Origin of the sequence: Sinorhizobium chiapasense (assembly GCF_036488675.1) — a bacterium.
Taxonomy (GTDB): domain Bacteria; phylum Pseudomonadota; class Alphaproteobacteria; order Rhizobiales; family Rhizobiaceae; genus Sinorhizobium; species Sinorhizobium chiapasense.
Genome location: NZ_CP133152.1, coordinates 173,244 through 199,895, shown reverse-complemented (window position 1 = coordinate 199,895; position 26,652 = coordinate 173,244). Strand labels below are relative to the sequence as shown.

At 63.0% G+C, this 26,652-nt stretch carries 21 protein-coding genes; 6 read left to right on the top strand and 15 right to left on the bottom strand.

Annotation, left to right across the window (positions count from 1 at the left end):
* Window positions 1-212 precede the first annotated feature (212 nt).
* Window positions 213-611: a VOC family protein gene (locus tag RB548_RS25610; RefSeq protein WP_331376569.1), complete on the bottom strand. Its 399-nt coding sequence runs from the start codon at window positions 609-611 to the stop codon at window positions 213-215.
* A 233-nt stretch (window positions 612-844) separates the two neighbouring features.
* Here RB548_RS25610 and RB548_RS25605 point away from each other — a divergent pair, with 233 nt between their 5' ends.
* Window positions 845-1,249, top strand: coding sequence for a DoxX family protein (locus RB548_RS25605; RefSeq protein WP_331376568.1), 405 nt, complete (start codon window positions 845-847; stop codon window positions 1,247-1,249).
* A gap of 211 nt (window positions 1,250-1,460) precedes the next feature.
* Here RB548_RS25605 and RB548_RS25600 read toward each other — a convergent pair whose 3' ends face one another.
* Window positions 1,461-3,011, bottom strand: a complete 1,551-nt coding sequence (locus tag RB548_RS25600; protein ID WP_331377098.1) for a calcium-binding protein — start codon at window positions 3,009-3,011, stop codon at window positions 1,461-1,463.
* A gap of 404 nt (window positions 3,012-3,415) precedes the next feature.
* Here RB548_RS25600 and RB548_RS25595 point away from each other — a divergent pair, with 404 nt between their 5' ends.
* Window positions 3,416-4,570, top strand: a complete 1,155-nt coding sequence (locus RB548_RS25595; protein WP_331376567.1) for an acyltransferase family protein — start codon at window positions 3,416-3,418, stop codon at window positions 4,568-4,570.
* Between the two features lie 58 nt (window positions 4,571-4,628).
* On the opposite strand, the gene repB is transcribed toward RB548_RS25595, so the two are convergent.
* The 13 genes from repB to urtA form a co-directional block, all read right to left on the bottom strand.
* Window positions 4,629-5,681: a plasmid partitioning protein RepB gene (gene repB / locus RB548_RS25590; RefSeq protein WP_331376566.1), complete on the bottom strand. Its 1,053-nt coding sequence runs from the start codon at window positions 5,679-5,681 to the stop codon at window positions 4,629-4,631.
* Window positions 5,682-5,684: 3 nt separating this feature from the next.
* Window positions 5,685-6,956 carry a plasmid partitioning protein RepA gene (repA, locus tag RB548_RS25585; protein WP_408642491.1) on the bottom strand — a complete coding sequence of 424 codons (1,272 nt, stop codon included), beginning with the start codon at window positions 6,954-6,956 and terminating at the stop codon, window positions 5,685-5,687.
* A gap of 254 nt (window positions 6,957-7,210) precedes the next feature.
* Complete coding sequence (locus tag RB548_RS25580) at window positions 7,211-8,203, bottom strand: ABC transporter permease (protein WP_331376565.1); 993 nt, start codon at window positions 8,201-8,203, stop codon at window positions 7,211-7,213.
* Window positions 8,200-9,180 carry an ABC transporter permease gene (locus RB548_RS25575; RefSeq protein WP_331376564.1) on the bottom strand — a complete coding sequence of 327 codons (981 nt, stop codon included), beginning with the start codon at window positions 9,178-9,180 and terminating at the stop codon, window positions 8,200-8,202. The genes RB548_RS25580 and RB548_RS25575 overlap by 4 nt, the downstream gene beginning before the upstream one ends.
* Window positions 9,177-10,727, bottom strand: coding sequence for a sugar ABC transporter ATP-binding protein (locus RB548_RS25570; protein WP_331376563.1), 1,551 nt, complete (start codon window positions 10,725-10,727; stop codon window positions 9,177-9,179). The genes RB548_RS25575 and RB548_RS25570 overlap by 4 nt, the downstream gene beginning before the upstream one ends.
* A 70-nt stretch (window positions 10,728-10,797) precedes the next feature.
* Window positions 10,798-11,922 (bottom strand): sugar ABC transporter substrate-binding protein, encoded by a 1,125-nt coding sequence (locus RB548_RS25565; protein WP_331376562.1) that lies wholly within the window; start codon window positions 11,920-11,922, stop codon window positions 10,798-10,800.
* Window positions 11,923-12,354: 432 nt separating this feature from the next.
* Entirely contained in the window at window positions 12,355-13,422 is a 1,068-nt protein-coding gene (gntR, locus tag RB548_RS25560) for an HTH-type transcriptional regulator GntR (RefSeq protein ID WP_331376561.1), read from the bottom strand.
* A 245-nt stretch (window positions 13,423-13,667) separates the two neighbouring features.
* Complete coding sequence (locus RB548_RS25555; protein WP_331376560.1) at window positions 13,668-14,051, bottom strand: BRA0787 family protein; 384 nt, start codon at window positions 14,049-14,051, stop codon at window positions 13,668-13,670.
* A 308-nt stretch (window positions 14,052-14,359) separates the two neighbouring features.
* Window positions 14,360-15,055, bottom strand: coding sequence for an urea ABC transporter ATP-binding subunit UrtE (gene urtE / locus RB548_RS25550; protein ID WP_331376559.1), 696 nt, complete (start codon window positions 15,053-15,055; stop codon window positions 14,360-14,362).
* Window positions 15,056-15,070: 15 nt separating this feature from the next.
* The gene (gene urtD, locus RB548_RS25545) at window positions 15,071-15,832 is read right to left on the bottom strand and encodes an urea ABC transporter ATP-binding protein UrtD (protein ID WP_331376558.1); all 762 of its coding nucleotides are present in this window, start codon (window positions 15,830-15,832) and stop codon (window positions 15,071-15,073) included.
* A gap of 5 nt (window positions 15,833-15,837) precedes the next feature.
* A complete protein-coding gene (gene urtC / locus RB548_RS25540) occupies window positions 15,838-17,001 on the bottom strand; it encodes an urea ABC transporter permease subunit UrtC (RefSeq protein WP_331376557.1) in 1,164 nt (387 codons plus the stop codon).
* A complete protein-coding gene (gene urtB, locus RB548_RS25535; protein WP_331376556.1) occupies window positions 16,998-18,614 on the bottom strand; it encodes an urea ABC transporter permease subunit UrtB in 1,617 nt (538 codons plus the stop codon). Before urtB ends, urtC begins: the two co-directional genes overlap by 4 nt.
* Before the next feature lie 174 nt (window positions 18,615-18,788).
* Window positions 18,789-20,081: an urea ABC transporter substrate-binding protein gene (urtA, locus tag RB548_RS25530; RefSeq protein ID WP_331376555.1), complete on the bottom strand. Its 1,293-nt coding sequence runs from the start codon at window positions 20,079-20,081 to the stop codon at window positions 18,789-18,791.
* A gap of 396 nt (window positions 20,082-20,477) precedes the next feature.
* Between urtA and RB548_RS25525 the strand changes: the two genes are divergently transcribed.
* The 4 genes from RB548_RS25525 (at window position 20,478) to RB548_RS25510 (ending at window position 26,528) form a co-directional block, all read left to right on the top strand.
* Window positions 20,478-21,482, top strand: coding sequence for a PQQ-dependent sugar dehydrogenase (locus RB548_RS25525; protein ID WP_331376554.1), 1,005 nt, complete (start codon window positions 20,478-20,480; stop codon window positions 21,480-21,482).
* Between the two features lie 210 nt (window positions 21,483-21,692).
* Entirely contained in the window at window positions 21,693-22,124 is a 432-nt protein-coding gene (locus RB548_RS25520; RefSeq protein WP_331376553.1) for an OsmC family protein, read from the top strand.
* A gap of 113 nt (window positions 22,125-22,237) precedes the next feature.
* Window positions 22,238-25,615 carry a hybrid sensor histidine kinase/response regulator gene (locus RB548_RS25515; protein WP_331376552.1) on the top strand — a complete coding sequence of 1,126 codons (3,378 nt, stop codon included), beginning with the start codon at window positions 22,238-22,240 and terminating at the stop codon, window positions 25,613-25,615.
* A complete protein-coding gene (locus RB548_RS25510) occupies window positions 25,608-26,528 on the top strand; it encodes a response regulator (protein WP_184108480.1) in 921 nt (306 codons plus the stop codon). Before RB548_RS25515 ends, RB548_RS25510 begins: the two co-directional genes overlap by 8 nt.
* Window positions 26,529-26,652 lie beyond the last annotated feature (124 nt).

The window sequence follows — 26,652 nt, the reverse complement described above, 5'->3', positions numbered from 1 at the left end:
TCGCGGATGGGACCGAGCGACCCTTCGAAAACGCCCCGGCGGGTCTCTTTCGACCCGCGCATCCAAGGCCTTCGGGGCTTTCCACGGCCGCATTTCGCCTCCGTTCAAATTCTGTTTCAGACCCCGAAAAAATTAATCCCGCCACCTGCCAGCCGCACGGCCGTCGTCGCAGAGGAGACCGGTATGGCCTGATCGGCATCGGCGCTTTGGCGCTACGCTCCCGGGTTCCAGCCGCCGCTGCCGTAGGGGCGCGTGATGATTTCCAGCAGATGGCCGTTCGGATCTTCGAAATAGAGACCTCGCCCACCATCGTGGTCGTTGGTCTCGTCCCGCCTTCGCTGGCCGGGATCGGCCCAGTAGCGCAGGTTCCGCTCGCGGATGCGATCGAATATTGCGTCGAACTCGGCGTCGCCCACCAGGAAGGCGTAGTGCTGGCGCACGATCTCGCCTTCGGTATCAATATAGTCGAGATTGGCGTCGTTGTCGGTCGTGACCATGTGGAACGGCCCCCAGCGCCGCGGCGCCGGCAGACCCAGCATATCGGCAAGGAATTCCGCCGAGGCCTTGCTGTCGCGAGCCGACAGGATCGTGTGATTGAAGTGGACGGCCATCTTGCCCTCTCTACGATGAACGAAACATCAAACGCGATGGAGGCTCGCCCGCCTAACACCCGCGGCCCGCCTCTTGTTCCGGATCTCTGCGTCGATCCTTGCGCGGCATCGCCAAAACATCCACGAATCGTCCGACATGGATTGCCTGTGGCCGTTCAAATTCTATTTCAGATCGGGAATGTCCTCGAAGCGTGGCGGCGCTATCGCCCAACGCGAAGAAAAGGTATTCCGACATGAGCGACAACCTTGCACTTCAGAGCGGCCTGGCCTTCATCGGTCGTCTGCTTCTCGCCGCCATTTTCCTCTCGTCCGGCTTCGAAAAATTGGCGGATCCCGCAGGAACGATCGAGTATATAAGGGCGGCCAATCTGCCGCTGCCCACGGTAGCCTATGCCGTCGCTGTCGTCCTGGAACTCGGCGGTAGCATCCTTCTCGTCCTCGGCTATCAAACCCGCTTGGCGGCACTTGCCCTGGCGGTCTTCACCCTGGCATCGGCTCTCGGATTTCACACCAATTTCGCAGACCAGAACCAGGTGATCCACTTCATGAAAAATCTCGCCATCACCGGCGGGTTCCTGCAGATCGTCGCCTTCGGCGCGGGTGGCTTCAGCCTGGATCGACGCGCCGGCCGCGTCTGAGTGATATATTTGAAGTCGTGCCCCGTTTGAAATGACTCGTGTTGTGCCCAACCTGAGCGTTAACTGACGACCATTTTCGAGTGCGCTCACTCCAAGGCGCCCACAGCGCCGCGCATCTAATCAGACGCGCAAAGGACGCTGTAGCACTTTGAACTGCTGCATGGCCCTCTATCGCACCGGCATTGATGCAGCCCGCCAAGCCGTTCAGCGGTCAGACGAAAAAGTCGACGTTGCCGGCGGCAAAGTCGGAGCGAGCAACCCCCTCAAGCAGGATGCCGTCGCTGCTCGTTCTGCCGAAGGAGACGAAGACACCAGTCCCCGTATCTGATGCCAACGACAGAAAGCCTTCGAAATCATGGATGTCCATCTCGCGTTGGGCGTCCCACTCGAAGCGCAGCACGTCACCGCCCGTTGGGTCGAAATCGATGATGTGGTCGACGCCGTTGCCCGTGGAGGCATCGCCGCCCCAGATGAAGGTGTCGGCGCCGGTTCCGCCGATCAGCCGGTCGGCGCCGCCACCGCCCCGCAATTCGTCATCGCCCGCCCGGCCATCGAGAAGATCCTCACCGTTATTACTGGTGAGGAAGTCGTTGCCGGCGCCACCGCGTAGCGTGTCGTCGAGCTGGTAGTAATCGTTCGTGACCACCCGGAAGGTCTCGACCCCAGTGAACACCAAGCTCGAGCCCATGCTTCCAGCCATCGCGTCGAAGTCGATGGCGCCATTGAAACCGTCCGCCGCGATATAGAGCGTGTCCTCGCCCGCACCACCCTCAATCGTGCCCTCGGGTTTCACCAGCCAGATGAGGTCATTGCCGTCGCCACCGTCAATGGTGTCGGCGCCGCCATAGCCGACGAGCGTATCGTCGCCGCCCTTGCCGAACATCATGTCGTCGCCGGAACCGGTCTGGAAATGATCTGCCCCGCTGCCGCCGACGAGTACGTTGTCGCCCTCGCCCGCATAGACCAGGGCCTGCATGATGGACGAGCCGATGACCAAGTCGTTGCCGCTGCCGAGGAAGACGACGGCGTGCTCGAAACCGCTGAAACGGAGGCCGGTCGAGGCCATGCCCTGCTCCAGATCGAGAGCGATACCCTGCGGCTCGCCGTAATAATGCAAGGAGAGCAGGTCGTCGCCGTCGCCGCCCGCCGCCTCGACTGTGGTGAAGGTGGTGGTGACAACGTCATCACCCGCCCCGCCATAGAGGCGGTTCGCGCCGATGCCGTCGCTGATCAGGTCGTTGCCGTCCCCCGCGTCGACGACGTCGTCGCCTAAGGCGCTCGCACCCAGGTCGAGCGTCCGGCCCGTCCCGATCACATCGTTGCCCGCTACGGTCGAGATCGAATCGTTGCCTGCTGTTCCCAAGATGAAGTCGGCGCCGTTCCCCGTTGTCAGTTCCAGCCGCTCGATGTTGCTGAAGAAGATGTGATCGGTGAAATCCGAGCCGCCGCCGATCATGCCGTGGCCGGAAACGCCGTTGAACCGCACCGGCTCGCTTGTCGTCGTAAGGTCGACGACAAGCGTGTCAACACCGGCGCCGCCCGTCACGGCTCCGCCGATGCCCAGAAGAACGATCTCGTCGTCGCCATCACCGCCAACCAGCCGGTCAAAGCCGCTCGCACTCGTCAGGAGATCGTTACCGGCGCCAGCATCGATGTGGTCGTTGCCCTCTCCGCCATCGAGATCGTCATCGCCGGGCAGCCCCCAAAACCGGTCGTCGTCCAATCCGCCGCGCAGTCTGTCGTCGCCCTTCGATCCAACCATCCTTACCACGATCTCGCTCCTCCGCTATCGGTGACAGTGAAACTTATAGTGCATCTAGGTGAAAATAGGCAATGCGGAGATATAAATCCGCCGACGATATTAAGGCTATGTAGCCTTTACGCCAGAATTTACTTTAAAATTACTTCATTTATACGCCAGGTATAATCGAATAATTGAATTTTTTCCGGTTGTCGGGCGCGAACTTAGTGTCGCCTTAGTCGGCCTCTAGGCAGTCCCTTGTGCGTCGCAACATAGCACGCAGGCAGTAACCTTTACTGCATGTTTCCTTAAATCGTAGCCGATTTAAGGACAAAAACATGCAGCACTTCAAAGTGCTACAGCGTCCTTTGCGCGTCTGATAGGACGCGCGGCGCTGTAGTAGCCAACAAGGACGAAGATTGCTGATGGCTGACTATGATCCCCGCAAAATCCGAATCGATTGCCTCGATGGACTTCGAGGGCTGGCATCTCTCTGGGTGATGATCGGCCATGCGCTGTTGCTGACGGGTTGGCGCCTGCCGATTCTGTCGGAACCCGATCTCGGTGTTGATCTCTTCATCATGCTTTCCGGCTTCCTGATGGTATTTCACTATCAGCTCCGTGCCGCCAAGGAGCCGTGGGAGCTGACGTCGACCTGGGGAAGCTTCTGGATCCGGCGTTTCCTCAGAATTGCACCGCTCTACTATGTTCTTCTCGCCGTTGCCTTCGCGCTCGGCGCCTGGCTGTTCGAATCGCGAATGGTCATTGACGCCTTCCTCGGAAGGACGCCGCAAGCACCCCACCGCTATCTCGACAACGGATTGACCAACGGGCTGATGCACGCGAGCTTCCTTTTCGGTCTCTCTCCCGACTATGCCTACCGGACACCGCTCCCGGACTGGAGCATAGGGCTCGAAATGCAATTCTATGCGGCCTTTCCCTTCATCATGCTTTTGCTCAAGAAAGGTGGCTGGCTGAAGGGCGCACTCGTTACAGCCATCATTGCCCTCGCGATCGTGTCGACGTTGAGCCTGCTGGGTGTCCACTTTCCAATGCCGGCGTTCCTGCCGCTGAAGATGCATATCTTTCTTTGCGGAATGCTGCTGGCGCTTGGTCTTCAAGCCGACAGATCGAAGGCTGTTCTCCACGGCGGGGCCGCCATGGCGCTTGCTCTTCTGCCGATCGGCGGCGACATGACAATGACGAAAATGCTGATGCGCGTCGCGCTGGTCGCCGTCTTCTTCGCGCTCCTCTATCATCGCCTGATCGGCGAGACTCTTGGCGGGCGGATTCGCGCGGTTTCCTCGTCGCTCGGCAACAGGTTCTTCCATTGGCTCGGCGAACTTTCATTCGGTGCCTATCTCTGGCACCTCATCTTCCTGCAGCCGATTGCCGCCTATTTCATCGCCGCTTTCGGTGACACGATCACGGCGCCCGTGCGCTTCGCCGTGGTTACCGCCATCCTCGTGCCCTTGGTCTACGCGGCCGCCTGCATGACTTTCCTCGCGGTCGAAAAACCTGGCCAGAGGCTCGCCAAGCGCTTGATCAATAGACAAAAACCTCAGCCCGTTCGGGCGTGAGTGAGGTTGGAGCGGAGCAGATTTGCATAGGGGGTGCTGCCGCAAGCCGAAAGAGAATCTACGACTTCTGGTTTGCCACGAAGGTCGCGTGCCATTTTGCTAGCATCGACACCGCTTCCTTGAGGAAGGCCGGATGGGTGCCGGGCAGGAACTCGATCCTCGGGGCTTTTCCATCGAGCCTCAGCCGCGCGAAGACACGGCCCGCCTCGTCTCTCAACTCCTCCGGTTTCTCCGGCTCCGGCTTGTCGCTTTGCGACAGGCGATTGAAGACGAGCTGGAAGCGCTGGTCCGTGTCTGCGGCGCGGAACCGCGGCGAATCGATTTCCTCATCCGCCAATTCGCGCGCCTCTTCCTTTTCGAGAAGCGTGGCGATCGCCATCCACCGCTCGCGCCCGGCCTTCGGCGCCGGGCCGACCGCCCGGGCGAGATGATGCGGCACACTGTCGGCCACCTGGAGGAGGCGCGACAGCTCGCTTTTCTGAATAGCGAGCGCGTCGCCGATCACCTTGCGATCGAAGCCGCGTGCGGCGAGCGCCGCAGCAAAAAGCGCCCGCTCGATGAAGGAAAGGTTGCGCCGCTCGGCATTTTCCTTGCCCTGGGCGAGCACCAGCTCGTCATCGGAAAGCGGTCGGACGATCGCCTTCACCTGCAGTTCGAGCCGGCGCACCGCCTTCAGCCGGCGATGGCCGTAGGCCGTCTGGTAGTGACCCTGCCTTTCCGGGTGCGGACGCACGAGGATCGGCGATTGCTGGCCGTTCTCGCGAATGCTTTCGACCAGCGCCAGAAAATCTGGATCGTCCACTTCGCCGTCGGTCAGCCGGTCCTCGACGAAGGAGCCCTCGACCAGCGCCGGATCGAGCGCCACGACGCGCTCGCCCTGCGTGAGAGCTTCCCTGAGCGCGCGCGCCTCCTCCGCCTCGCGCGTAATGTTGCCGAGCGAAAGCCCCATCGCCCGGACCGCGCCCGATGCGGCGCGCGGGGCATCCGGAGTAGAGGCGGGCCGCCCGTTGACAGGTGTCAACTCGCTCTCGATCTTCTGTTCCGCCGGGGCCGCAGGAGCACCGCCCGAAAACAGCGCCCGCAATTCGTTCTTACGGTTGTTGCCAGCCATGTCCTAGCGCCCCCACGCCGCATGAATGAGAGCCTCGACTTCGCCGTTGACGGCGTTCAGCGACTCGATCGCCCGGTCGTAGGTCGCGCGGGTGAAGTTCTCCCGGCCGACCTCGTAGAGCGTCTGTTTCGTCAGCCCAGCGTCCGAGATCGCCGTCGATTTCACCATGGCCGAGGTCAGCACGCGATCGCCGAAGAGCGAGCGCATGAAGCCGACGATCTGCGCCTGCGGCCCGTCATTGGGCTCGAAGCGGGTGACGAGATAGCGCAGGAAATCGAAATTGAGTTCGCCGCCGGCTTCGCGCACGACGCCGAGCAGGTCGGAGGTCATGTAGAGGAACTGGTTCATCGAGGCGACGTCGAGCATCTGCGGATGCACCGTCACGATCACCGAGGTCGAGGCGCAGAGCGCCGAAAGCGTCAGATAGCCAAGCTGCGGCGGGCAATCGATGACGACGACATCGTAGTCGTCGGCAACACTCGCAAGCGCCGCCTGCACGCGCGCGAAGAACAGCGGGCCGGCATCCGCGCCGCTCTGGCGGGCGCTCAGCGCCTGCGGCGTCGTATGCTCGAACTCCTGCAGTTCGAGATTGCCGGGCACCAGATCGAGCCCGTCGAAATAGGTCTTGCGGATGATGTCCTTGAGCTGCCGGGCCTCGGCATCGTAGCGGATAGCGCCGTAAAGCGTGTCGTTGCCGGTGAGGTCCAGTTCCGGCTGATAGCCGAACAGCGCCGAAAGCGAGGCCTGCGGGTCGAGATCGACCGCGAGCACCCGATGGCCGGTCATGGCGAGATACTGGGCCAAATGCACCGACGAGGTCGTCTTGCCGGAGCCGCCCTTGAAGTTGGTGACGGAGATGACCTGCAGGTGCTCGCCGTTCACGTCATCGCGCCATTTCAGGTAGCTGCGCGCCTTCGCGGCATTGCCCTTGGCGAATGCCTGGTCCGCGAGGTGGCGGCGAAGCGCATTGATGTCGAAAAGCGAATAGGAGCGCCGCCCGCCGGACCCGGTGTCGGGCTGAGGCCCCTCGCCCGCCAGCGACAGCTGCCGAAGATAGCCGTCCGAGACGCCGATCAGCCGGGCGGCCTCGCCCGAGGTGAAGCTCCGCAGCGTCTTCATCGCCGTTGGCGGGAACAAGCGTTCGCGCATCGCCTTGAGCTGCTCCGACAGTGCCCGCGCGTCCGCCGCGATCGCCTCGTCCGCAGGCCGCCGGTCGCCCGTTCCGCTCAAGCCCACCGCTTCCCCGACCACCGCCATCGATCCCGCCATGTCCATTCCCATATACCCTCTCGCGTTTCGCATCGCATTTGCGGCGGCGATCAACAGTGTCCGTCTTGCGGCGGCGCAAATGCGCCCGCAATATCTCCTTACAGACCGGTCACTGAGCTACGCTGAAATGCGGAATATGCGATCTATTCCGTTAGAAGGTGATTCATCCTCTGATTCGCGTCAAGCCATTTCGGGAAATGCCATTAGATCACGCAATTCCAGGAAAACCGCTTCACACTTTTCCTGGACTTGCGCTTGCTTCACCGGTTCGGCGGCGTGCGGCCGTAGAGGAGCAGCATGACGATGATGACGACGCCGTAGACGATCTGGCGGCCCGCTTCCGGCATCTGCATCACCGATAGGATCGATTGCAGCAGCGTGATCAGGATGACGCCGGCGACCGTGCCCAGATAGGAGCCGCGCCCGCCAAGGATCGAGGTGCCGCCGAGCACGACGGCGGCGATTGCCGGCAGCAGATAGGCGTCGCCCATCGCCTGCGCCGCCTTCGAGGAGTAGCCGGCGAGCAGCACGCCGCCGAAGGCGCTGAGCGCGCCCGAAATCGCGAAGGCGATCATGACGATGCGCCGCGTGTCGACCCCCGAAAGATAGGCCGCGCGCTCGCTGTTGCCGATCCCGTAAACCGCCCTGCCGAAGGAGGTGCGCGTGAATAGGAACACCATCACGGCGCTGATCGCGATCCAGACGAGGATGGCGTTCGGCAGACCTGGAACCACGAAGCCGGTCGCGAGCCAGCGCACCGCCGGCGGCGCGGAGTCCTGCGGCGAGAAGCCGCCGGTATAGACGACCATCAATCCTTGCGCGACGACATTGCTCGCAAGCGTGACGATCATCGACGGGATGCGCAGATAGGCGACGCCAAAGCCATTCAGCAGGCCGAAGGCCGCGCCGCAGAGGATCCCGAAAGGAATGGCGATCACCGGTCCCATGGCTCCGAAGCTGGCGGCGGCACAGGCCATCATCGCGCCGGTCGTCATCACCCAGGGAACGGAAAGATCGATGTGGCCGAGGAGAATCACCACCATGACGCCGGCGGCCACGACCCCGAGGAATGAAGCGACCTTGAGTTGTTGCAGGAGATAGTTGAGCGACAGGAAATTGCTGGAATAGAGGCTGCTCAGAAAGAGCAGCAGCAGGATGCAGCCAAAGGCGGTGACAACGGCCGGATCGGCGCGCCGGAGGAATGCCGGCAGGCGGGTCCTGATCGAGATGCGGTCCTCGGATGTGTCGCTCATTGGAACCAGTCCAGACGGTTGCGCACCCGCAACAAAGCCAGCGAGCCAATACTGACCGCGATCATCAGGACAACGCCCTGGAGCAACGGCTGCCACAGCGGATCGACGTCGAAGACGAACAGCATATCACCGGTCGTGCGGGCGGCGAAGGCACCGAAGATCGCGCCGACGGCGCTGCCGCGGCCGCCATAGAGCGACACTCCGCCAAGCACGACCGCCGCGATCGACCAGAGCGTATAACCGCTGCCGCTGGCATAGGCCGCCTCGCCGGTATAGGTGAAGAAGGTCAGGAACAGGCCGCCCATCGCGGCGAGCAGTCCGGCGAGCGTATAGGCTGCAAACTGGCCGCGCCGGATCGGCACGCCGGACATGAAGGCCGCCTGCTCTGATGAGCCGGCCGCATAGGCGGCGCTGCCGAGCCTCGATCGCCGGAAGGGCAGCCAAACAAGGACGACCGCCGCCGCCAGCGCCACCAGGCTCGATGGAATCACGCCGAAGAGGCGACCGGTCAGCGCATCCGCGAGGTCCTCGTTGACGGAGCCACCGGGAAAGGGTCTCAGCAGCAGCGCCAGGCCGAAATAAACCGCGCCCGTCGCGATCGTCGCTACGATCGGCTGCAGTCGCCCATAGATCACCAGGAGCCCGTTGATGGCGCCGCAGGCCATGCCCGCCGCGAGGACGGCAACGACACCCAATGCGGTTGGCAGCGGCTCGCCGACGACGATCCAGGATGCCAGGCAATTGGTCAGGATGAAAATCATCCCGACCGACAGGTCGATTCCCGCGGTGATCACCACAAGCGCCTGAGCCATGGCGACGAAGGCGAACAGCACCCCCTTGTTGGCGGCGGTCTGAGCCACATTGGCGGTCAGCCCGGCCGGATGGTTCGCAATGTAGACGGCAAACATCAGGAGAAAGATTGCGAGCCCCATCAGCGTCCCGCGTTGCTCGTTCAGCCAGTAGCGCCACTCGCTCATGCCGCCGTTCCCTTCCGGCCGCCGTCGACATTGAGAGCGCTCGCGATCAGCGCGTGCTCGGTGATATCCCGGCCTTCAAGCTCGCGCACGATGCGGCCGTCATAGAGAACGAGGACGCGGTCGCAGCAGCCGATCAGTTCGTCATAGTCGGTCGAATAGAAAAGGATCGCCGCCCCGGCGTCGGCCAGTCGGCGCAGAAGCTGGTACATCTCCTGCTTCGTGCCGACGTCGATACCGCGTGTCGGATCGTTGAGCAGAACGATCCTCGGCTTTCGCATCAGCCACTTGGCAATGACCACCTTCTGCTGGTTTCCGCCCGATAGGGCGCCCACCGGGATGTCGAGCCCGGCGGTCTTGATCGCAAGCAGCCGCAGCATCTCGTCGATCAGCTGCTCTTCGGCGGTGCGGTCGATGATGCCGCCGCGCGAAACATGGTCGAGTGCCGCGAAGGAGAGGTTCTCCCTCACGGTCATCGGCAGCATCAGCCCCTCGGTCTTGCGGTCTTCCGGAATGAGCGCCATGGCGCTGCGCGAGGCGCGGGCGACCGCGGGGCTGGCGATCGTCATCGGCGCGCCGTCGATGAGCACCGAGCCCGTGGTCCCGCGCAATACGCCGAAGAGAGCAAGCAGCAGGTCGCGTTGGCCCTGGCCGTCCAGCCCGCCCAGGCCGACGACCTCCCCTTCGGCGACCGAGAGCGAAATATCGCGGAGCCGGTCCGCCCAGCCGAGGTTCCGGCATTCGAGGCGGGGAGGCTTGGCGGTGGCCGCACGTGGCGGCTTCGGCGGAAAGACGTTGCTGTATTCGCGCCCGATCATCATTTCGACGACTTCGCTGTTGCTGCGGGTGCCGGCGCGGAAGCTCGCGACATTGCGGCCGTTGCGGAACACGGTGCAGGTGTCGGCGAGTTCGGCGATTTCATGCATGCGGTGTGAGATATAGAGGAGCGCCAGACCCTCGGAACGCAGGCGCTTCAGCACCGCAAACACCTTGGCGACATCGCCGGCAGTCAGCGCCGAAGTCGCTTCGTCGAGGATCAGGATGCGTGGCTTTGACGCCAACGCCTTGGCGATCTCGACCATCTGCCGGCGCGACAGCGGCAGGTCCTTCACCGCTGCGCGCGGGTGAATGTCTTCGGCGCCCGCCCGCGCCAGCGCCTCTTCCGCGATCACCCGCTGGGCCCGTCGGTCGATCAGGCCGAAGCGGCGCGGCGGATCGGCGATGGCGATATTGTCGGCGACGCTAAGGTCGGGGATCAGGGACAGTTCCTGGAAGACACAGGCGATGCCCGCGGCCGAGGCTGCAGCCGGCGAACGGAAGGTGATGTCGCGCCCATCGAGCAGCATCCGCCCCTCGTCGGGCGCGACCACGCCTGCGATGATCTTGATCAACGTCGACTTGCCCGCACCATTCTCGCCGAGGATCGCGTGGATGTGGCCCGATTCGACGTCGAGCTTGGCATTTTCCAGGGCGCGCACCCCGCCATAACGCTTGGACACACCTTCCATCCGGAAGAGCGGGGACGTCGCCTGTATCTCTGCCGTTGTCATCCGTCGCCTCGGCTGCCGCAATTTTCGCGCATGCCGCGCCTGAGCGCGACATGCGGATCAGGAAGGGCCTCTATTGGTTTTCCTTCGTCTGCCCCATGATCTCCTGGGCGGTAAAGTTGATGCCGCAGGTCGGGAAGGCGTTGCCGACGAAGAAATTGTCCGACTGGTCGGGGTAGAAGTCCTGGCCCTCCTTGAAGTTCGGATCCTCGACGATCGCCAGCGGCAGCTTGATCGATTGCGGCACCACCTGTCCCTCGAGTGCCGCGATCGCCGTCTTGATGGCGACGGCGACCTGAGCCGGGCCGGTGCCGGCCGACGAGCACTTCAGCCCCTCGCCGGCATGCTTGGCGCAGAACTTGCGGAAACCGTTTTCCGTCTCGCCGCCGAACGGAACGAAGGGATGGCCGGCGTCGATCATCGCCTGCACGACACCGGTGTCGCCGCCCTGTGCGGTGATGCCGTCAAACGTCTTGTGCACGGCAATCGCATCGGCGGTCGCCTTCTGCGCCGTCGGGTCGTCCCACTTGCCGATCACTTCGACGACGTCCCATTTCTCGCCGGTCGACGCAAAAGTTTCGTGGATGCCGTTGTGGCGGTCGGTATCGACCGACGTGCCGGCGACGCCGCGCACCTCGAGGATCTTGCCGCCGTCCGGAAGATGCTTGGCAAGCCAGTTCGCCCAGAGCACGCCGAGGCCCTTCTGGTCGACGTTGACGTTGATGGCATCCTCGGTGTCGAGAATGTTGTCGAAGGCGACCAGGACCACGCCGGATTCCTTGGCGCGCTTGATGACGGGGCCGAAGGCGGTCGGGTTCTGGGCGTTGACGATGATCGCGTCATAGCCGGAATCGATGAAGTTGTTGATCGCCGATATCTGCGCCGGCACGTCCTCGCCGGTGGAAACGACCTTGAATTCCTTGAGCTTCGCCGCGACGTCCGGCTGCGCGGCGTAGGCCTTGGCCGTCTGGATCATCTGGATGCGCCATGTATTGGCGATGAAGCCGTTGGCGAGCGCGATCCGATAGGGACCGTCCTTCTTCGGGAACTTGAAGAACTTCGTTTCAGCCGTCCAGGGCACGAAACAATCCGGCTCGGCCGCCGGCCCGCTGACGATTTCGGGTTCGGCGTATGCTGTCGTCGATAGAAGCGTGAGCGCAGCGGCCGTGAGAATGCCGCTGACGAATGTTCTGGTCATCGAATTCCCTCCCATTTTGTGGTTATGACGGGACAGGGTATCGAAACAGGGGGCCGCTAGAACATCCCGCTTTGGGTTGGATCACGTAAGCGGACAGATGCACTAGAATTATTGTGCTCGAGCGTCCTTGTGCGTCCACTCCAGCGCCGCGCGTCTCGGCAGACGCGCAAAGGACGCTGTTGCACTTTGAATTGCTGCATATTTTTATCCTTAAATCGGTTCCGATTTACGGAAACATGCAGTGGAACGCACTAGGCTCCAGACGTCGAGCACTCGCCGCAGGCAGCGCCTGCGCTCGTTGCCAATCCGGCACGACATGTCGATACGCGAGTCCGGTGACGTCAGACAGGTCTCCTCCCGAAACGTCACAAGCAGGGATGGTAGCGCTACCAACGGGCATTGTAAAGCAGCCGCATTCTGGCTGGGCCGCGGTCAGATCGCTGGTATCGCTGCGCGCGTCGTGCTCTCGCGAATCTTCAGCTCGAAGCCGAGATCTACGACGGTCCGCCGCGGCCGCTCGCCGGCAATAGCGGCCCGCGCCATGGCGATGGCGCGCCGTCCGATCTCGTATCGGGGGGTCCGCACGCTGGTGACAGAAGGTGACGCCACCTCCATCATTTCGAGATCGTTGAAGCCGGCTATGCTGATTTGAGCCGGAACCTGCAAGCCTGCGCGATGGCAGGCGAAGAGGACGCCGAGCGCCACGTCGTCATTGTTGCAGATGACCGCGTCGAGGTCGGGGGTTCTTTCGAGCGCCTTGTGAAAAAGGCGTACCCCCATCGAAACGCTCGAGGGCGAAATGGTTGTCGTCACGAGCGCTGCATCGAAGCGGCCGGCTTCGCGCATCACCGCCTCATAGCCTGCGAGCCGCCGCCGGGACCGCGGATCCATGCGGGCGCCGAGAAATCCTATGCGCTTGCAGCCGACATCGATCAGGTGCCGCGCCACCGCCTTGCCTGCCTCCAGATGGGAAAAGCCGATCATCATGTCGACCGGATCCGGCCCGATTTCCATGATCTGCACGACCGGACAACCGGCCTCCTCGAGCATCTGCCGCGTCATCGGCCCCTGATCTATGCCGGAAACGATCAGCGCCGACGGACGCTGGCCGAGGAAGACCCTCAGCAGCCGCTCCTCCTCCTCACCGGAGTAGTGCGTGTTGCCGAACTGGATCTGCAGCGGGCAATCCCCCAGGCCATCGTGAATGCCGCGCAAGACTTCGGAAAAGACATTGTTGGTCAGCGACGGAACGAGCACGCCGATGACATCGGCGCGCGCCGAGGCCAGCGCACGCGCGCTCGGGTTCGGCACGTAACCCAGCTTGCTGACGGCCGCGGCGATGCGCTGGCGCAGTTCCGGGGAGACGCGCTCGGGATCGCGCAGCGCTCGGGAAACGGTAATGCTGCCGACGCCGGCGAGACCCGCAACATCCGCGAGCGTCGGGCGGCCGCTGCCACGGCGCGATCGATTCCTGACTTCGCTGTCGTTAGACGACGCCACACCACGCCTCAATCTGGCCCATCGGCGACGCTCGCCGCCGTCCATTCCATGTGTTCGGCACGGAGGAGAGTTTCGCTTGGCCCGGCGCTCCTCTCACCGGCTATCTTACGGCGCATGGCATGAAAGGAAAGGACTCTCTGTCACACGACAATCTGCGGGTCGGCGTTGGTCAAACACCGACTGCCAGACAACGAAACAGCGCGGCATGAGAGCCGCGCTGTCTGCGCAATCCGGCTTCGGTGCTGTCACTCGGCGTGAAGCGGCTGATTGAAGCGGTCGACGAAAGTCTCGATAGAACCGCGCCCGAAGCGCCTCAGCCGGCGTCTTACCAGAACGGACATGACGCGGGCGGCGGTGGAAAAGGTCATCTCGTCGAGCGGTCCGCGGCCGCTCCATGGCTTGCTCAGCCGGTCGGTGACGATACCGATCATGTTGGCGGGCATGATATCTGTGCAAGGTTTCATCCAGTCGAAGACGTCGCTGATCGGCAGGACCTTGCCTTCGTAGGGTACGACCGGTTCAGGCATCCCCTCATCCCAGTCGTCATAGGCCTCGAGTGCGTCTCGAAACAGATTTTGCAGGGTGATCGGGGCGTGCCCTTCGTAAAGGTCGGGCAGGAAATTCGTCATTTGTGTCTCCTCACAACGTGTAGATCGGGAAACGCGAATGGCCAATTCTGTCGGTTACGAAATACCATGCTCCTACAGCGCCGCACGTCTTATCGGACGCGCAAAGGTCGCTGTAGCCCTTTGAATTGCTGCGTGTCTTTGTCCTTGAATCGAGGTCGATTCAAGGAGACATGCAGTAGGCAGCCGAGACGCGAGCGGCACACAATCGATAGATTGCGGGCAGAGACGGAATGCATGAAACAGGAATAGGTTCCCGGCGGCGGCACGTTTTGTTCCGGAAACCGTCGCGCGCGCTCTCCATCCTGCTTCTAGACGGTCAGATGTCGTCGCGCCTCCGGTGTATCCAGCGTCTCGGCCGGCCCATCATGCACGAAAGCACCGCGGTCCATGATGTAGACATGATCGGCAAGCTCCCGGCAGAAGTCGAGATATTGCTCGACCAGCAGGATCGCCATGCCGGTCGAGTCCCGCAAATATTTGATCGCACGGCCAATATCCTTGATGATCGACGGCTGGATGCCCTCCGTCGGCTCGTCGAGCACCAGGATCTTGGGGCGGGTGACGAGCGCCCGTCCGATGGCAAGCTGCTGCTGCTGGCCGCCGGAAAGATCGCCGCCGCGGCGGCCGAGCATGGTTTTCAGCACCGGAAACAGGTTGAAGATGTCCTCGGGAATCGAGCGATCGGCCCGCTTCAGCGGCGCGTATCCGGTTTCGAGGTTCTCCCTGACGCTGAGCAGGGGGAAAATCTCGCGGCCCTGCGGCACGTATCCGACGCCGAGCTTTGCCCGGCGAAAAGGCGCCATGCCGTCGAGGGGCGCGCCGTTAAAGGTGACGGTGCCTGCGGAGAGCGGGTGCTGGCCGGTGATCGCCCGCAAGAGACTCGACTTGCCGACGCCGTTGCGACCGAGCACGCAGGTGATCTTTCCCATCTCCGCCCTGATCGAGACGTTGCGCAGCGCCTGCGCGGCGCCGTAGTGAAGGCTGACGTTTTCGACGCTCAACATGGGTCCAACTCCTTCTCAGCGGCCGAGATAGTTTTCGATCACCTTTGGATCGCTGCTGACGAAATCGATCGAGCCCTCCGCCAGCACCGAGCCCTCCGCGAGGCAGGTCACCTTGACGCCGAGATCGCGGATGAAGCCCATGTCATGCTCGACGACGACGACCGAGCGGGTCCTGGCGATCTCCTTCAGCAGCACCGCCGTTTCGGCCGTCTCCGCATCGGTCATGCCGGCGACCGGCTCGTCGACGAGCAGAAGCTCCGGCTCCTGCGCAAGCAGCATGCCGATCTCCAGCCATTGCTTCTGGCCGTGCGAAAGGTTGGCGGCGAGGTCGTCGCGGCGCGCCGTCAGGCGAACGGTCGAAAGGATTTCCTCGATGCGGGTCTTGTCCTCGGTCGTCAGGCGATAGAACAGCGTTGCGAAGACGCCGCGGCGGCGGTTCAGCGCCAGCTCCAGATTGTCCCAGACGGTGTGATTTTCGAACACGGTCGGCTTCTGGAACTTCCGGCCGATGCCAAGCTGGGCGATCTCCGCCTCGTCCTTCCGGGTCAGATCGATATCGCCTTTGAAGAAGACCTCGCCCTCGTCGGGCCGGGTCTTGCCGGTGATGATGTCCATCATCGTCGTCTTGCCGGCGCCGTTCGGCCCGATAATCGCTCTGAGCTCACCCGGTTCGACGACGAAGGAGAGCGAATTCAGCGCCTTGAAGCCGTCGAAGGAGACGGAGACGCCGTCGAGATAGAGCAGGCTCTTCGGTTTCTTCTCGTTCTTCTCATGCATGGCAATCACTCCGCAGCCATCGGTTCTGCAGCCGGCAGGCCTGCCTCTTTGTCGGTGACGGTCGCCGCATGATAAGAGCGGCGCCGGGCGAGATAGTGCTGCGCCGTGCCGACAATGCCCTTTGGCAGCAATAGCGTGACGAGCACGAAGAGCCCGCCCAACGCAAAGAGCCAGAATTCCGGGAAGGCGGCGGTGAAGATGCTTTTCCCACCATTGACGAGGATGGCGCCGATGATCGGGCCGATCAGCGTGCCGCGGCCGCCGACCGCCGTCCAGATCACCACTTCGATCGAATTGCCGGGCTCGAATTCGCCGGGATTGATGATGCCGACCTGCGGCACGTAAAGCGCACCGGCAACACCCGCCATCATCGCCGAGACAGTGAAGGCGAAGAGCTTCATGTGTTCCACGCGGTAGCCCAAAAAGCGGGTGCGGCTTTCGGCATCGCGCAGCGCCACCAGCACCTTGCCGAACTTGGAGCGCACGATACCGGATGTAATGACGAGCGAGACGGCGAGCGCCAGTGCGGAGGCCGCAAACAGTGCGGCACGCGTGCCGTCCGCCTGGATATTGAAGCCGAGAATGTCCTTGAAATCCGTGAGCCCGTTGTTGCCGCCGAAGCCCATGTCGTTGCGGAAAAAGGCGAGCAGCAACGCATAGGTCATGGCCTGGGTGATGATCGAGAGATAGACGCCATTGACCCGCGAGCGGAAGGCAAACCAGCCGAAGACGAAGGCGATGAGCCCGGGCACCACGACCACCATCAGCGCCGCGAACCAGAACATGTCGAAGCCGTACCAGAACCAGGGCAGTTCCTTCCAGTTGAGGAACACCATGAAGTCCGGCAGGAGCGGATTGCCGTAGGAGCCGCGCGCGCCGATCTGGCGCATCAGATACATGCCGATCGCGTAGCCACCGAGCGCGAAGAACGCGGCGTGGCCGAGCGAGAGGATGCCGCAAAAACCCCAGACGAGATCGAGCGCCAGCGCCAGGAGCGCATAGGTCAGGTACTTGCCGAACAGCGAGACCAGATAGGTCGGCACGTGCAGCGGATGGTCCGGCGCCGTCAGGAGATTGAGGCCTGGGATGAGAACCGCAAGCGCCAGCAGGATCGCCACGACGACGATAATGGTGCGATCCAGCGACTTGATGAGGAACGAGGTGATCATGCTTCCACCGCCCGGCCCTTGAGTGCAAACAGCCCGCGCGGCCGCTTCTGGATGAAGAGGATGATCAGCACGAGCACGAGGATCTTGCCGAGCACGGCGCCGGCATAGGGCTCGAGGAACTTGTTGAGGATGCCGAGCGAGAAGGCGCCGACCAGCGTGCCCCAGAGATTGCCGACGCCGCCGAAGACCACGACCATGAAGCTGTCGATGATGTAGCCTTGACCGAGGTTCGGCGAGACGTTGTCGATCTGCGACAGCGCCACGCCGGCCATGCCGGCAATGCCGGAGCCGAGCGCGAAGGTGAGCGCATCGACCACAGGCGTGCGGATGCCCATGGAGGAGGCCATGCGCCGGTTCTGCGTCACCGCCCGCATCTGCAGGCCCATCGGGGTCTTCTTCAAGAGAAAAAGCAAGGCAGCGAAGACGGCGAGCGCGAAGAGAATTATCCAGAGACGGTTCCAGGTGATCGTCAGCCCGCCGAGCTCGAAGGCGCCGGACATCCACGACGGATTGCCGACTTCCTGGTTGGTGGGACCGAAGATCGAACGCACCGCCTGCTGCAGGATCAGCGATATGCCCCAGGTGGCAAGCAGCGTCTCGAGCGGTCGGCCATAGAGGAAGCGGATAACGCCGCGCTCGATCGCCAGACCGACGGCGCCGGTAACCAGGAAGGCGAGCGGCAGTGCGATCGCCAGCGACCAGTCGAAGAGCCAGGGAAAGGACGTGCGCACGATCTCCTGCACGAGAAAGGTCGTATAGGCGCCGAGCATCACCATCTCGCCATGCGCCATGTTGATGATGCCCATGACGCCGAAGGTGATGGCAAGGCCGATCGCGGCGAGCAGCAGCACCGAGCCCAGCGAGAGCCCGTACCAGACGTTCTGGCCGGCCGCCCAGAGCGCCTCGGTCTGCTCGATGCTCGCAAGCGCCGCCTCGATGTCCGGCTTCAGGGTCTCGTCGGCGGTGCCGAGGGCGGCCGACAGAATCGAAAGCGCCTCGCGGCCGCCGTTTTGCTTCAGAGTTTGCACGGCCTGTCGCTGCTCCTCGTCGGGCCGGTCGGAGACGAGGATCGCCGTCGCGCGCGCCTGTTCAAGCAATGCGCGGATGGCCGCATCCTTCTCGGCCGAGAGTGCGTCTTCGATGATCGGGAGCGCATCCGCGTTGGGCGACTGCAGGATGGACTGCGCTGCCTTGAAGCGTTGATTGCGATCGGGGCTCAGCAGCGTCAGGCCGCCGAGCGCTGTGCGCACGGCACGGCGCACGCTGTTGTTGACCTTGATCTTCTGCAGTGCGCTCTTCGGCGCCTCGCCGACGCTCTCGCCGGAAAGCGGATCGCTGAGCGTCAGGTCCGCCCCGCCTTCACGCGTCAGGAATACCTGGCCGTCGGCCTTGCGGACATAAAGGTTGCCATCGCCGAGCGCTTCGAGGACCGGCACGATCTTTGGATCGCCGCTCTTTGCGAGCGCCGCGATATGTTCGTCCATGTTGGAGAGCTTCGCCGTACCGAGCGCGTTTACGAGGTCGCGCATTCCTTCCTCCGCCCGCAGCCCCGCAACCGGAATCGAGGTGAAAAGAAGCAAGGCCACAAGCACGGTTTGTAAGATGCGAAACATTCGCCCCTCGCACGGTTTCGCGTCGGTTCGCGGCGCGGCATCGGTGAAAATGCCCCTCCGTCCGAATGGACGCTTTCGGACGGAGGGTATTTCGATCTATCGGTTCGTCATGAAACGACGTTGTCGAAGAAGACCGGAATGATCCTTTTCGAGAACAAGTCTTTCGTCATGAAATCAGGAACCTTTGCCGCCGCATTTGCCCGTTGCGATGTTGAAATTGCCGCAGGACATCGGCGCCCGCCAGTCGGCGATCAGGTCCTTCGAATCCGGCAGGTAATCCGACCACTCGTCGCCGACCACGAGGCCGGGGGTTTCCCAGACCGTCTCGAACTGGCCGTCCGCCTGGATTTCGCCGATCAGCACCGGCTTGGTGATGTGGTGGTTCGGCATCATTGTGGAATAACCCCCCGAGAGGTTCGGCACGGAAATGCCGACCATCGCATCGAGCACGGCGTCGGTGTCGGTGGTGCCGGCCTTTTCGACCGCCTTCAGCCACATGTTGAAGCCGATGTAATGGGCTTCCATGGGATCGTTGGTCACGCGCTTGTCGTTCTTGGTGTAGGCCTTCCAGGTCTTGATGAATTCGGCATTGGCCGGGTTGTCGACCGACTGGAAGTAGTTCCAGGCGGCGAGATGGCCGACCAGCGGACCGGTATCGAGGCCGGCAAGCTCTTCCTCACCGACCGAGAAGGCGACGACCGGGATGTCCTCGGCCTTGATGCCCTGGTTGGCGAGTTCCTTGTAGAAGGGTACGTTGGCGTCGCCGTTGATCGTCGAGACGACGGCGGTCTTTTTGCCGGCCGAGCCGAACTTCTTGATGTCGGAGACGATCGTCTGCCAGTCGGAATGGCCGAAGGGCGTATAGTTGATCATGATGTCCTCGGGCTTCACGCCCTTGGAGATCAGGTAAGCCTCGAGGATCTTGTTGGTGGTGCGCGGGTAGACGTAGTCCGTGCCCGCGAGAACCCAGCGCTCGACCTCTTCGTTTTCCATCAGATAATCGACGGCGGGGATCGCCTGCTGGTTCGGCGCGGCACCGGTGTAGAAGACGTTGCGCTGGCTTTCCTCGCCCTCGTACTGGACGGGATAGAAGAGGATCGAGTTCAACTCCTCGAAGACCGGCAGCACGGATTTGCGCGACACGGAAGTCCAGCAACCGAAGACCGCCGAGACCTTGTCGACGGAGACGAGCTCGCGCGCCTTTTCGGCGAAGAGCGGCCAATCGGAGGCCGGATCGACGACGACGGCCTCCAGCTTCTTGCCGAGCAGGCCGCCCTTCTTGTTCTGCTCATCGATCAGCATGAGCATGGCGTCCTTGAGAGTCGTTTCGGAGATCGCCATGGTGCCGGAAAGCGAATGAAGAATGCCGACCTTGATCGTGTCCTCGGCGGCGAAGGCGCCGTTGAACGCAGTCGTCGAAAGGGCGGCAGCGAGGAATGCGCCGCAAACGCGTGCCCTGATAGTCATCGGATTGAACCCCTCTAGTTCTGGTCGCCGCAACGGGGCGATGATTATTCTTGGCCGTTGCTTCACCGATCATCCGATGTTCGTGCTGCGCTGCACATACGTCATTCTACGTAGGCGGCGGGGGGAAGAAGGAAGTTCTCAAGCCAATCGGGACGCGTCATTCGCGATCTCATGCGAGGCCGACCTGGCTCGGACCGAAGATCACTTCGCCGTGAGACCTGCAGCGCCGCGCGTCGTGTCAGACGCGCAAAGGACGCCGTAGCACGTTGAATTGCTGCATGTTTTACCCTTCAATCGGCTAGGAGTTACGGAAAGCATGCGGTCGGCCCCGGCTTGAAACGAGAACAAGCCGCTCCAATTCCTCCAGCAAATTCAGCTTGCATTCGGAGGACGCCGATGGACGTCTTTTCCTCAAAAGCCGGATTTCTCTCCGCTCGAATGGGATTTCTCGCGCTGGCGGTGGTCGCCTCCGGAGCCGCCCTTGACCCGGCACGGGCCGAAGTCCTCGCCCGCGTTCCCGCCGCGCGCGAAATGGCGGTCTGCGGCGACATCGTGTTCGTCGGTACCAAAGGTTCCTCTGTCTATGCCGTGCCGTTGTCCGGCGGCGGCGCCCGGAGGGTCGCCTCCGGGTTCTCCGCTGCGAACGGCGTCGCATGCTCTGGCGGTCGTTTGTTCGTCGCCTCGAGGGACAGTGTAACCGCGTTCGACATCGGACGGGGGGGTGCTCTGAGCGGCAGGCGCGATATTCGCCGAGACCTGCCGAATTCGGGAGCCCACAGTTTTCGTTATATCGCCGTCGGCCCCGATTCCCGGCTCTATGTCTCGTTGGGGTCACCTTGCAACATTTGCCGGCCACGCGGGCTGCAAGGCACGATCGTCGGCATGAACCAGGACGGGTCCGACCTTCGGCGCGTCGCCTGGGGTGTGCGCAACTCAGTTGGCTTCGACTGGCGCGGCGGCACCATGTACTTTACCGACAACGGCGCCGACGGAATGGGCGACGATATCCCGCCCGACGAGCTTAACGCGCTTTGGCCGGGCGGCTTTTACGGCTTTCCCTACTTTGGAGGCCAGACCCGCCTCAAAGGGTTTGAGGACGCATCGCCGCCCGAGCGGCAGATTGCGCCCGTCTTCGACTTTCAGGCCCATGTCGCGGCCCTCGGCATCCACTTCTTCCGCAGCCTCGGCGGCGACGCTCTGGTCGCCCAGCACGGCAGTTGGGACAGGTCGGTTCCAGTCGGGTATCAGGTGGTGCGGGTGCGCTTCCGGGGCAGTCGACCGGTCTCAGCGAAGACTTTCCTCAGAGACGTCGGCCGGCCGGTGGACGTCAAGGAAGCGCCGGACGGCTCTATTCTCGTATCCGACGATGCCGGAGGAGCGGTTTACGTCTTCAGGCGCTGACACGGGATCTCGCAGCCGTCGGCTGCGGACCGATCCCACGGCGACCGTGGAGGCGCTGACCAAGTTCCCGAGAAGCGAAGACGTCTGAAGCGCGAGGGCGAGTCGATTAGCGGCGAAATCGACGTGGCTGTCTGGCCGCGGCATGATTTTTCCGGTTATTGGAGATCTCAACGCCGGCCGGCTGTTGCACCTGAACACAAGGGAAAAGTCATGAAAGCACGAATCAAATGGGTTGAAGAGCGAACGTTTGTCGGCGAGTCCGGAAGCGGTCACAAACTGGTATTCGGAACGGCGTCCGGGCCGGAGGGCCGAACGCCCGGCCCGAGCCCGATGGAACTGGTGCTGATCGGCGCCGGCGGCTGCTCGGCCTACGACGTTATTCACATCCTCGAAAAGGGCCGCGAGGCGGTCGAGGACTGCACCGTCGAGCTCGACGCGGAGCGAGCCGAACAGGACCCGAGAGTTTTCACCCGCATCCACATGCACTTCGTGGTGAAGGGGCGCGGTCTCGCGGCGAAAAAGGTGGAGCGCGCGATCGCCCTGTCATTGGAAAAATACTGCTCGGCGTCAGCGATGCTGGCCAAGACCGCGACGATCACGCATGATTTTGTCGTCATCGACACGGCCGCTCAGAGCGGATGACCGTTTCAAGCTTGCTTTCGCTTTTTCCGCATTGCATAAATTTCACGCACTGGCCGGCTGTGCCGCGAAAAGAGGCAGGCGCCGACCGGCAATGCGAGAGATGACGAGGCAACATGGCGGCACGCCAGCGCATCATTCCCGTTCGACGAGAATACAATCGCTGGGTCGCCAACCAGACGCTTGAGGATTATGCGCTGCGGTTTACCGCCAAGAGTGCGCGGCGTTTTTCCTCAGAGCGCATCTCGCAGACGGCGATCGGCGCGATCTCCTTCCTGGCGCTGGAGGCCATCGGCGGCGCCATCACGATGTCATACGGCACGACGAATGCGATCGTCGCGATCCTCGTCGCCAGCATCATGATCCTGCTCGTCGGCCTGCCGATCAGCCGCTACGCGATCCGCCACGGCGTCGACATCGACCTTCTGACGCGCGGCGCGAGCTTCGGCTATATCGGCTCGACGATCACCTCGCTGATCTATGCGAGCTTCACTTTCATCCTCTTTGCGATCGAGGCGTCGATCATGTCCGGCGCGCTGGAGCTTGCCCTCGGCGTGCCGCTCTGGATCGGCTACATCGTCAGCGCCGCCGTGGTGATCCCGCTCGTCACGCACGGGGTCCGACTCATCAGCAGGTTCCAGCTGATGACGCAGCCCTTCTGGATCGTGCTCAACATTCTGCCCTTCGCCTTCATCGCGCTCGCCGACTGGGAGAAGGTGGGGCTGTGGCTTTCCTATTCCGGCATCCACCATGCCTCCGGTCCTTCCGGCACCGTCGCGCCCTTCGATCTCGTCGAGTTCGGCGCCGCCTCCGCGGTGATATTCGCGCTGATGGCGCAGATCGGCGAACAGGTCGACTTTCTCCGCTTCCTGCCGCCGGACGGCCAGAAGAAGCTCCATCACCGTATCGCCGTCTTTCTCGCCGGCTCCGGCTGGGTGATCCTCGGTGCGCCGAAGTTGCTGGCCGGTTCCTTCCTCGTCGTACTGGCGCTCAGCGCCGGCGTGCCGTCGACACGCGCGGCCGATCCGGCGCAGATGTACTACACCGCTTTCGGCTACATTTTTCCGTCGGATACGGCAGCACTTCTTCTGATGGTCGCCTTCGTCGTCATCTCGCAGTTGAAGATCAACGTGATGAACGCCTATGCCGGCTCGCTTGCCTGGTCCAACTTCTTCTCGCGGCTCACCCACAGCCACCCCGGCCGCGTCATCTGGCTGGTCTTCAACGTCTCGATCGCGCTCCTGCTGATGGAGCTCGGCATCTACCGGCTGCTCGAGGAAACGCTCGGCATCTTCTCGATCATCGCCATGGCCTGGCTCTGCACAATCTCGGCCGATCTCTTCGTCAACAAGCCGCTCGGCCTGTCGCCGCCCGGCATCGAGTTCAAGCGCGCCCATCTTTACGACGTCAATCCGGTCGGCCTCGGCACAATGGGGATCTCGGCGGTCCTTGCGCTGACGGCGCATTTCGGCGCCTTCGGCGATATCGCCGCCTCGCTCGCCCCCTATATCGCGCTCGTCACGGCCTTCATCGCCTCGCCGCTGATCGCCTGGGGAACGGATGGAAAATTCTACCTCGCCCGCAAGCCGCGCAAGAGCTGGTTCCGGGAGAGCGAGATCACCTGCTCGATCTGCGAACACCCGTTCGAGCCGGAAGACATGGCTTGGTGCCCGGCCTATGCCGCGCCGATCTGCTCGCTCTGCTGCTCGCTCGACAGCCGCTGCCACGACATGTGCAAGCCGAAGGCGCGATTGAACACGCAGATCGCCACGGTCGCAAAGTCGTTTCTGCCCGAGCTGGTGACCGAAAAGCTCGCCACGAGGCTGGGCCGCTACGCGATCTCTGCCATCCTGTCGATCACCGGCATCGGCATCATTCTCGCGATGATCGCCCACCAGACGACCGCCGCCTCGCCCGAGACCGCCGCCGTCGTCGAGCGGACCGTCGCGATCGTCTTCTTCGTCTTCGCGATCGTCACCGGCGTCGTCTGCTGGTTCTACGTGCTCGCCCACGACAGCCGCGTCGTAGCAGAGGAAGAGTCCTCGCGCCAGAACACGCTGCTCTTGAAAGAGATCGCTGCGCACAAGAAGACCGACGCCGCATTGCAGAACGCGAAAGAAGCGGCGGAAGCGGCGAACCGGGCGAAGAGCCGCTATGTCGTGGGCCTGAGCCATGAACTGCGCACGCCGCTCAACGCCGTGCTTGGCTATGCGCAGGTCCTCGAACGCGACGAGACTATACCCCCCTCACGGCAGGGGGCGATAAAGGTGATCAAGCGCAGCGCCGATCACCTTTCCGGCCTCATCGACGGCCTGCTCGACATCTCCAAGATCGAGGCCGGCAAGCTGCAGGTCTATTCCAACGAGATCAACATTCACGATTTCCTCGACCAGATCGTCGATATGTTCCGCCCGCAGGCCCAGGCCAAGGGCATCGCCTTCGAACACGCCCGTGCAGCGTCGCTGCCGCAATATGTGCGAACGGACGAGAAGCGGCTGAGACAGATCCTCGTCAATCTCCTGTCGAATGCGTTGAAGTTCACCGAACGCGGCCGCATCCGCCTCGACGTCGGCTATCGCAACCAGGTTGCCACCTTCACGATCGAGGATAGCGGCCGCGGCATCAGCGACAAGGACCTGCCGCGCATCTTCGATCCCTTCCAGCGCGGCGAAGCGGAACATCGCATGCCCGGGCTCGGGCTTGGCCTCACCATCACGCGACTGCTCACCCAGACGCTCGGCGGCGAGATTTCCGTCACCAGCGAAAGGGACAAAGGTACGGCCTTCCGCGTCCGCCTGATGCTCTCCGCCGTCGACCGGCCGGCGGTGCTCAACGACCCGGTGCGCCGGATCCGGTCCTACAAGGGCGCCCGCCGCACCATCGTCGTCGTTGACGACAACGAGGATCATCGCGACCTGATGCGCGAGGTGCTTGCCCCGCTCGATTTCGTCGTGCTGACCGCGGCAAGCGGACGGGACTGCCTGACGCTCATCGAAGACATCGAACCCGACCTGTTCCTGATCGACATCTCCATGCCCGGCATGAACGGCTGGGAACTGGTGACGCGATTGCGTGAGAGCGCCCAGACCGCGCCGGCGATCATGCTGTCAGCCAATATCGGCGACGGATCGACGGCCGGCACCGCAGGCGGTCACAATGACACGCTCGCCAAACCCTTCGGGGTCCGCCAGCTCGTCGACAAGCTGGCGATCCACCTCGGTATCGAATGGATTCATGAGGACGACGGCAGACACGCCAACGGCAAGGCCGATCCTGTGACCAGTCCCGGACACCACCATGTGGAGGAATTGATCCGGCTCGGCGAAATCGGCTACGTCAGGGGCATCGAAGCGAAGCTGACGGAGATTGCCCTGAACCCGGAGAACCAGGCTTTTGCGGAGGCGGTGCGCGCCTATGTCCGTGCCTTCGACCTTTCCGGCTACGACGCCTTCCTGAGGCAGCTGACGGCAGGGGAGGCCGAGACGCGTGGCTGAACCCGCCAATCCGCGTGACATCGTCCTCCTCGTCGACGATTCGCCAGAGGCACTGGGCTTCCTGACCGAAGCGCTGGAACAGTCCGGCTTTTCGGTGTTGATCGCCACCTCCGGCAACGCCGCCCTGAATATTGCCGACCGCATCACGCCCGACATCATCCTGCTCGACGCCGTGATGCCGGGCATGGACGGTTTCGATACCTGCGTCCGGCTGAAGGCGAACGCCTCCGTCACCCAGGTTCCGGTGGTCTTCATGACCGGACTCACCGAAACGGAGCATGTGGTGCGCGCGCTGGAGGCCGGCGGCGTCGACTATCTCACCAAACCGATCAACATCGACGAACTAAGGGCCCGCATTCGCGTCCATCTCTCCAATGCGCGTTCCGCCCAGAGCGCGCGGGTTGCGCTCGACGCGGCCGGGCGGCACCTGCTCGCCGTGCGCGGCGACGGCGGCGTCCGCTGGTCGACACCGCAGGCGACGCGCCTCGTCAACGCCGCGACAGGAAGCGACGACGGGCTTGCGGTCGTGACCGCCCGCATCGCCGAATGGATGCGGCAACGGGAAAAGCAGGGCTCCGGTCAGGGCAGCTTCACGCTGCAGCAGGCGGGCCAGACGGGCCTGCAGATTTCCTATCTCGGCGCCATCGGCGCGAACGAATATCTCTTCCGCCTGACCGCCGAGCACGGGATCAGCGACGACGAGATGCTGCGCCAGCATTTCCTGCTGACGCAGCGCGAATCCGAGGTGCTCTCGTGGATCGCCAAGGGCAAGTCCAACCGCGATATCGGCGAGATCCTGGGCTTAAGCGCCCGCACGGTCACCAAGCATCTCGAACAGATCTACGTGAAGCTCGGCGTCGAAAACCGGGCGTCGGCTGCCGTCAAGGCGACGCAGGTGCTGCACGGGATCTAGTTTTTGTGGTCATCGCTACCCCCTCTGGCCGGCCGGCCAGAGGGGGTCGCTTGTCGCCAACGCTCCACCATGTGCAAAAAAGCGCGGCCTGACGAAGCAGACCGCGCCAAACCGCACTCATCGT

Coding starts and splice junctions, on each gene's coding strand:
- RB548_RS25600 (WP_331377098.1), bottom strand. CDS start 3,011: ATGGTTGGATCGAAGGGCGACGACAGACTGCGCGGCGGATTGGACGAC.
- repA (WP_408642491.1), bottom strand. CDS start 6,956: ATGGACATGGCGGGATCGATGGCGGTGGTCGGGGAAGCGGTGGGCTTG.
- RB548_RS25580 (WP_331376565.1), bottom strand. CDS start 8,203: ATGAGCGACACATCCGAGGACCGCATCTCGATCAGGACCCGCCTGCCG.
- urtB (WP_331376556.1), bottom strand. CDS start 18,614: ATGTTTCGCATCTTACAAACCGTGCTTGTGGCCTTGCTTCTTTTCACC.
- RB548_RS25515 (WP_331376552.1), top strand. CDS start 22,238: ATGGCGGCACGCCAGCGCATCATTCCCGTTCGACGAGAATACAATCGC.
- urtC (WP_331376557.1), bottom strand. CDS start 17,001: ATGATCACCTCGTTCCTCATCAAGTCGCTGGATCGCACCATTATCGTC.
- RB548_RS25605 (WP_331376568.1), top strand. CDS start 845: ATGAGCGACAACCTTGCACTTCAGAGCGGCCTGGCCTTCATCGGTCGT.
- urtE (WP_331376559.1), bottom strand. CDS start 15,055: ATGTTGAGCGTCGAAAACGTCAGCCTTCACTACGGCGCCGCGCAGGCG.
- RB548_RS25555 (WP_331376560.1), bottom strand. CDS start 14,051: ATGACGAATTTCCTGCCCGACCTTTACGAAGGGCACGCCCCGATCACC.
- RB548_RS25575 (WP_331376564.1), bottom strand. CDS start 9,180: ATGAGCGAGTGGCGCTACTGGCTGAACGAGCAACGCGGGACGCTGATG.
- RB548_RS25520 (WP_331376553.1), top strand. CDS start 21,693: ATGAAAGCACGAATCAAATGGGTTGAAGAGCGAACGTTTGTCGGCGAG.
- RB548_RS25610 (WP_331376569.1), bottom strand. CDS start 611: ATGGCCGTCCACTTCAATCACACGATCCTGTCGGCTCGCGACAGCAAG.
- urtD (WP_331376558.1), bottom strand. CDS start 15,832: ATGCATGAGAAGAACGAGAAGAAACCGAAGAGCCTGCTCTATCTCGAC.
- RB548_RS25595 (WP_331376567.1), top strand. CDS start 3,416: ATGGCTGACTATGATCCCCGCAAAATCCGAATCGATTGCCTCGATGGA.
- RB548_RS25525 (WP_331376554.1), top strand. CDS start 20,478: ATGGACGTCTTTTCCTCAAAAGCCGGATTTCTCTCCGCTCGAATGGGA.
- urtA (WP_331376555.1), bottom strand. CDS start 20,081: ATGACTATCAGGGCACGCGTTTGCGGCGCATTCCTCGCTGCCGCCCTT.
- RB548_RS25570 (WP_331376563.1), bottom strand. CDS start 10,727: ATGACAACGGCAGAGATACAGGCGACGTCCCCGCTCTTCCGGATGGAA.
- RB548_RS25565 (WP_331376562.1), bottom strand. CDS start 11,922: ATGACCAGAACATTCGTCAGCGGCATTCTCACGGCCGCTGCGCTCACG.
- repB (WP_331376566.1), bottom strand. CDS start 5,681: ATGGCTGGCAACAACCGTAAGAACGAATTGCGGGCGCTGTTTTCGGGC.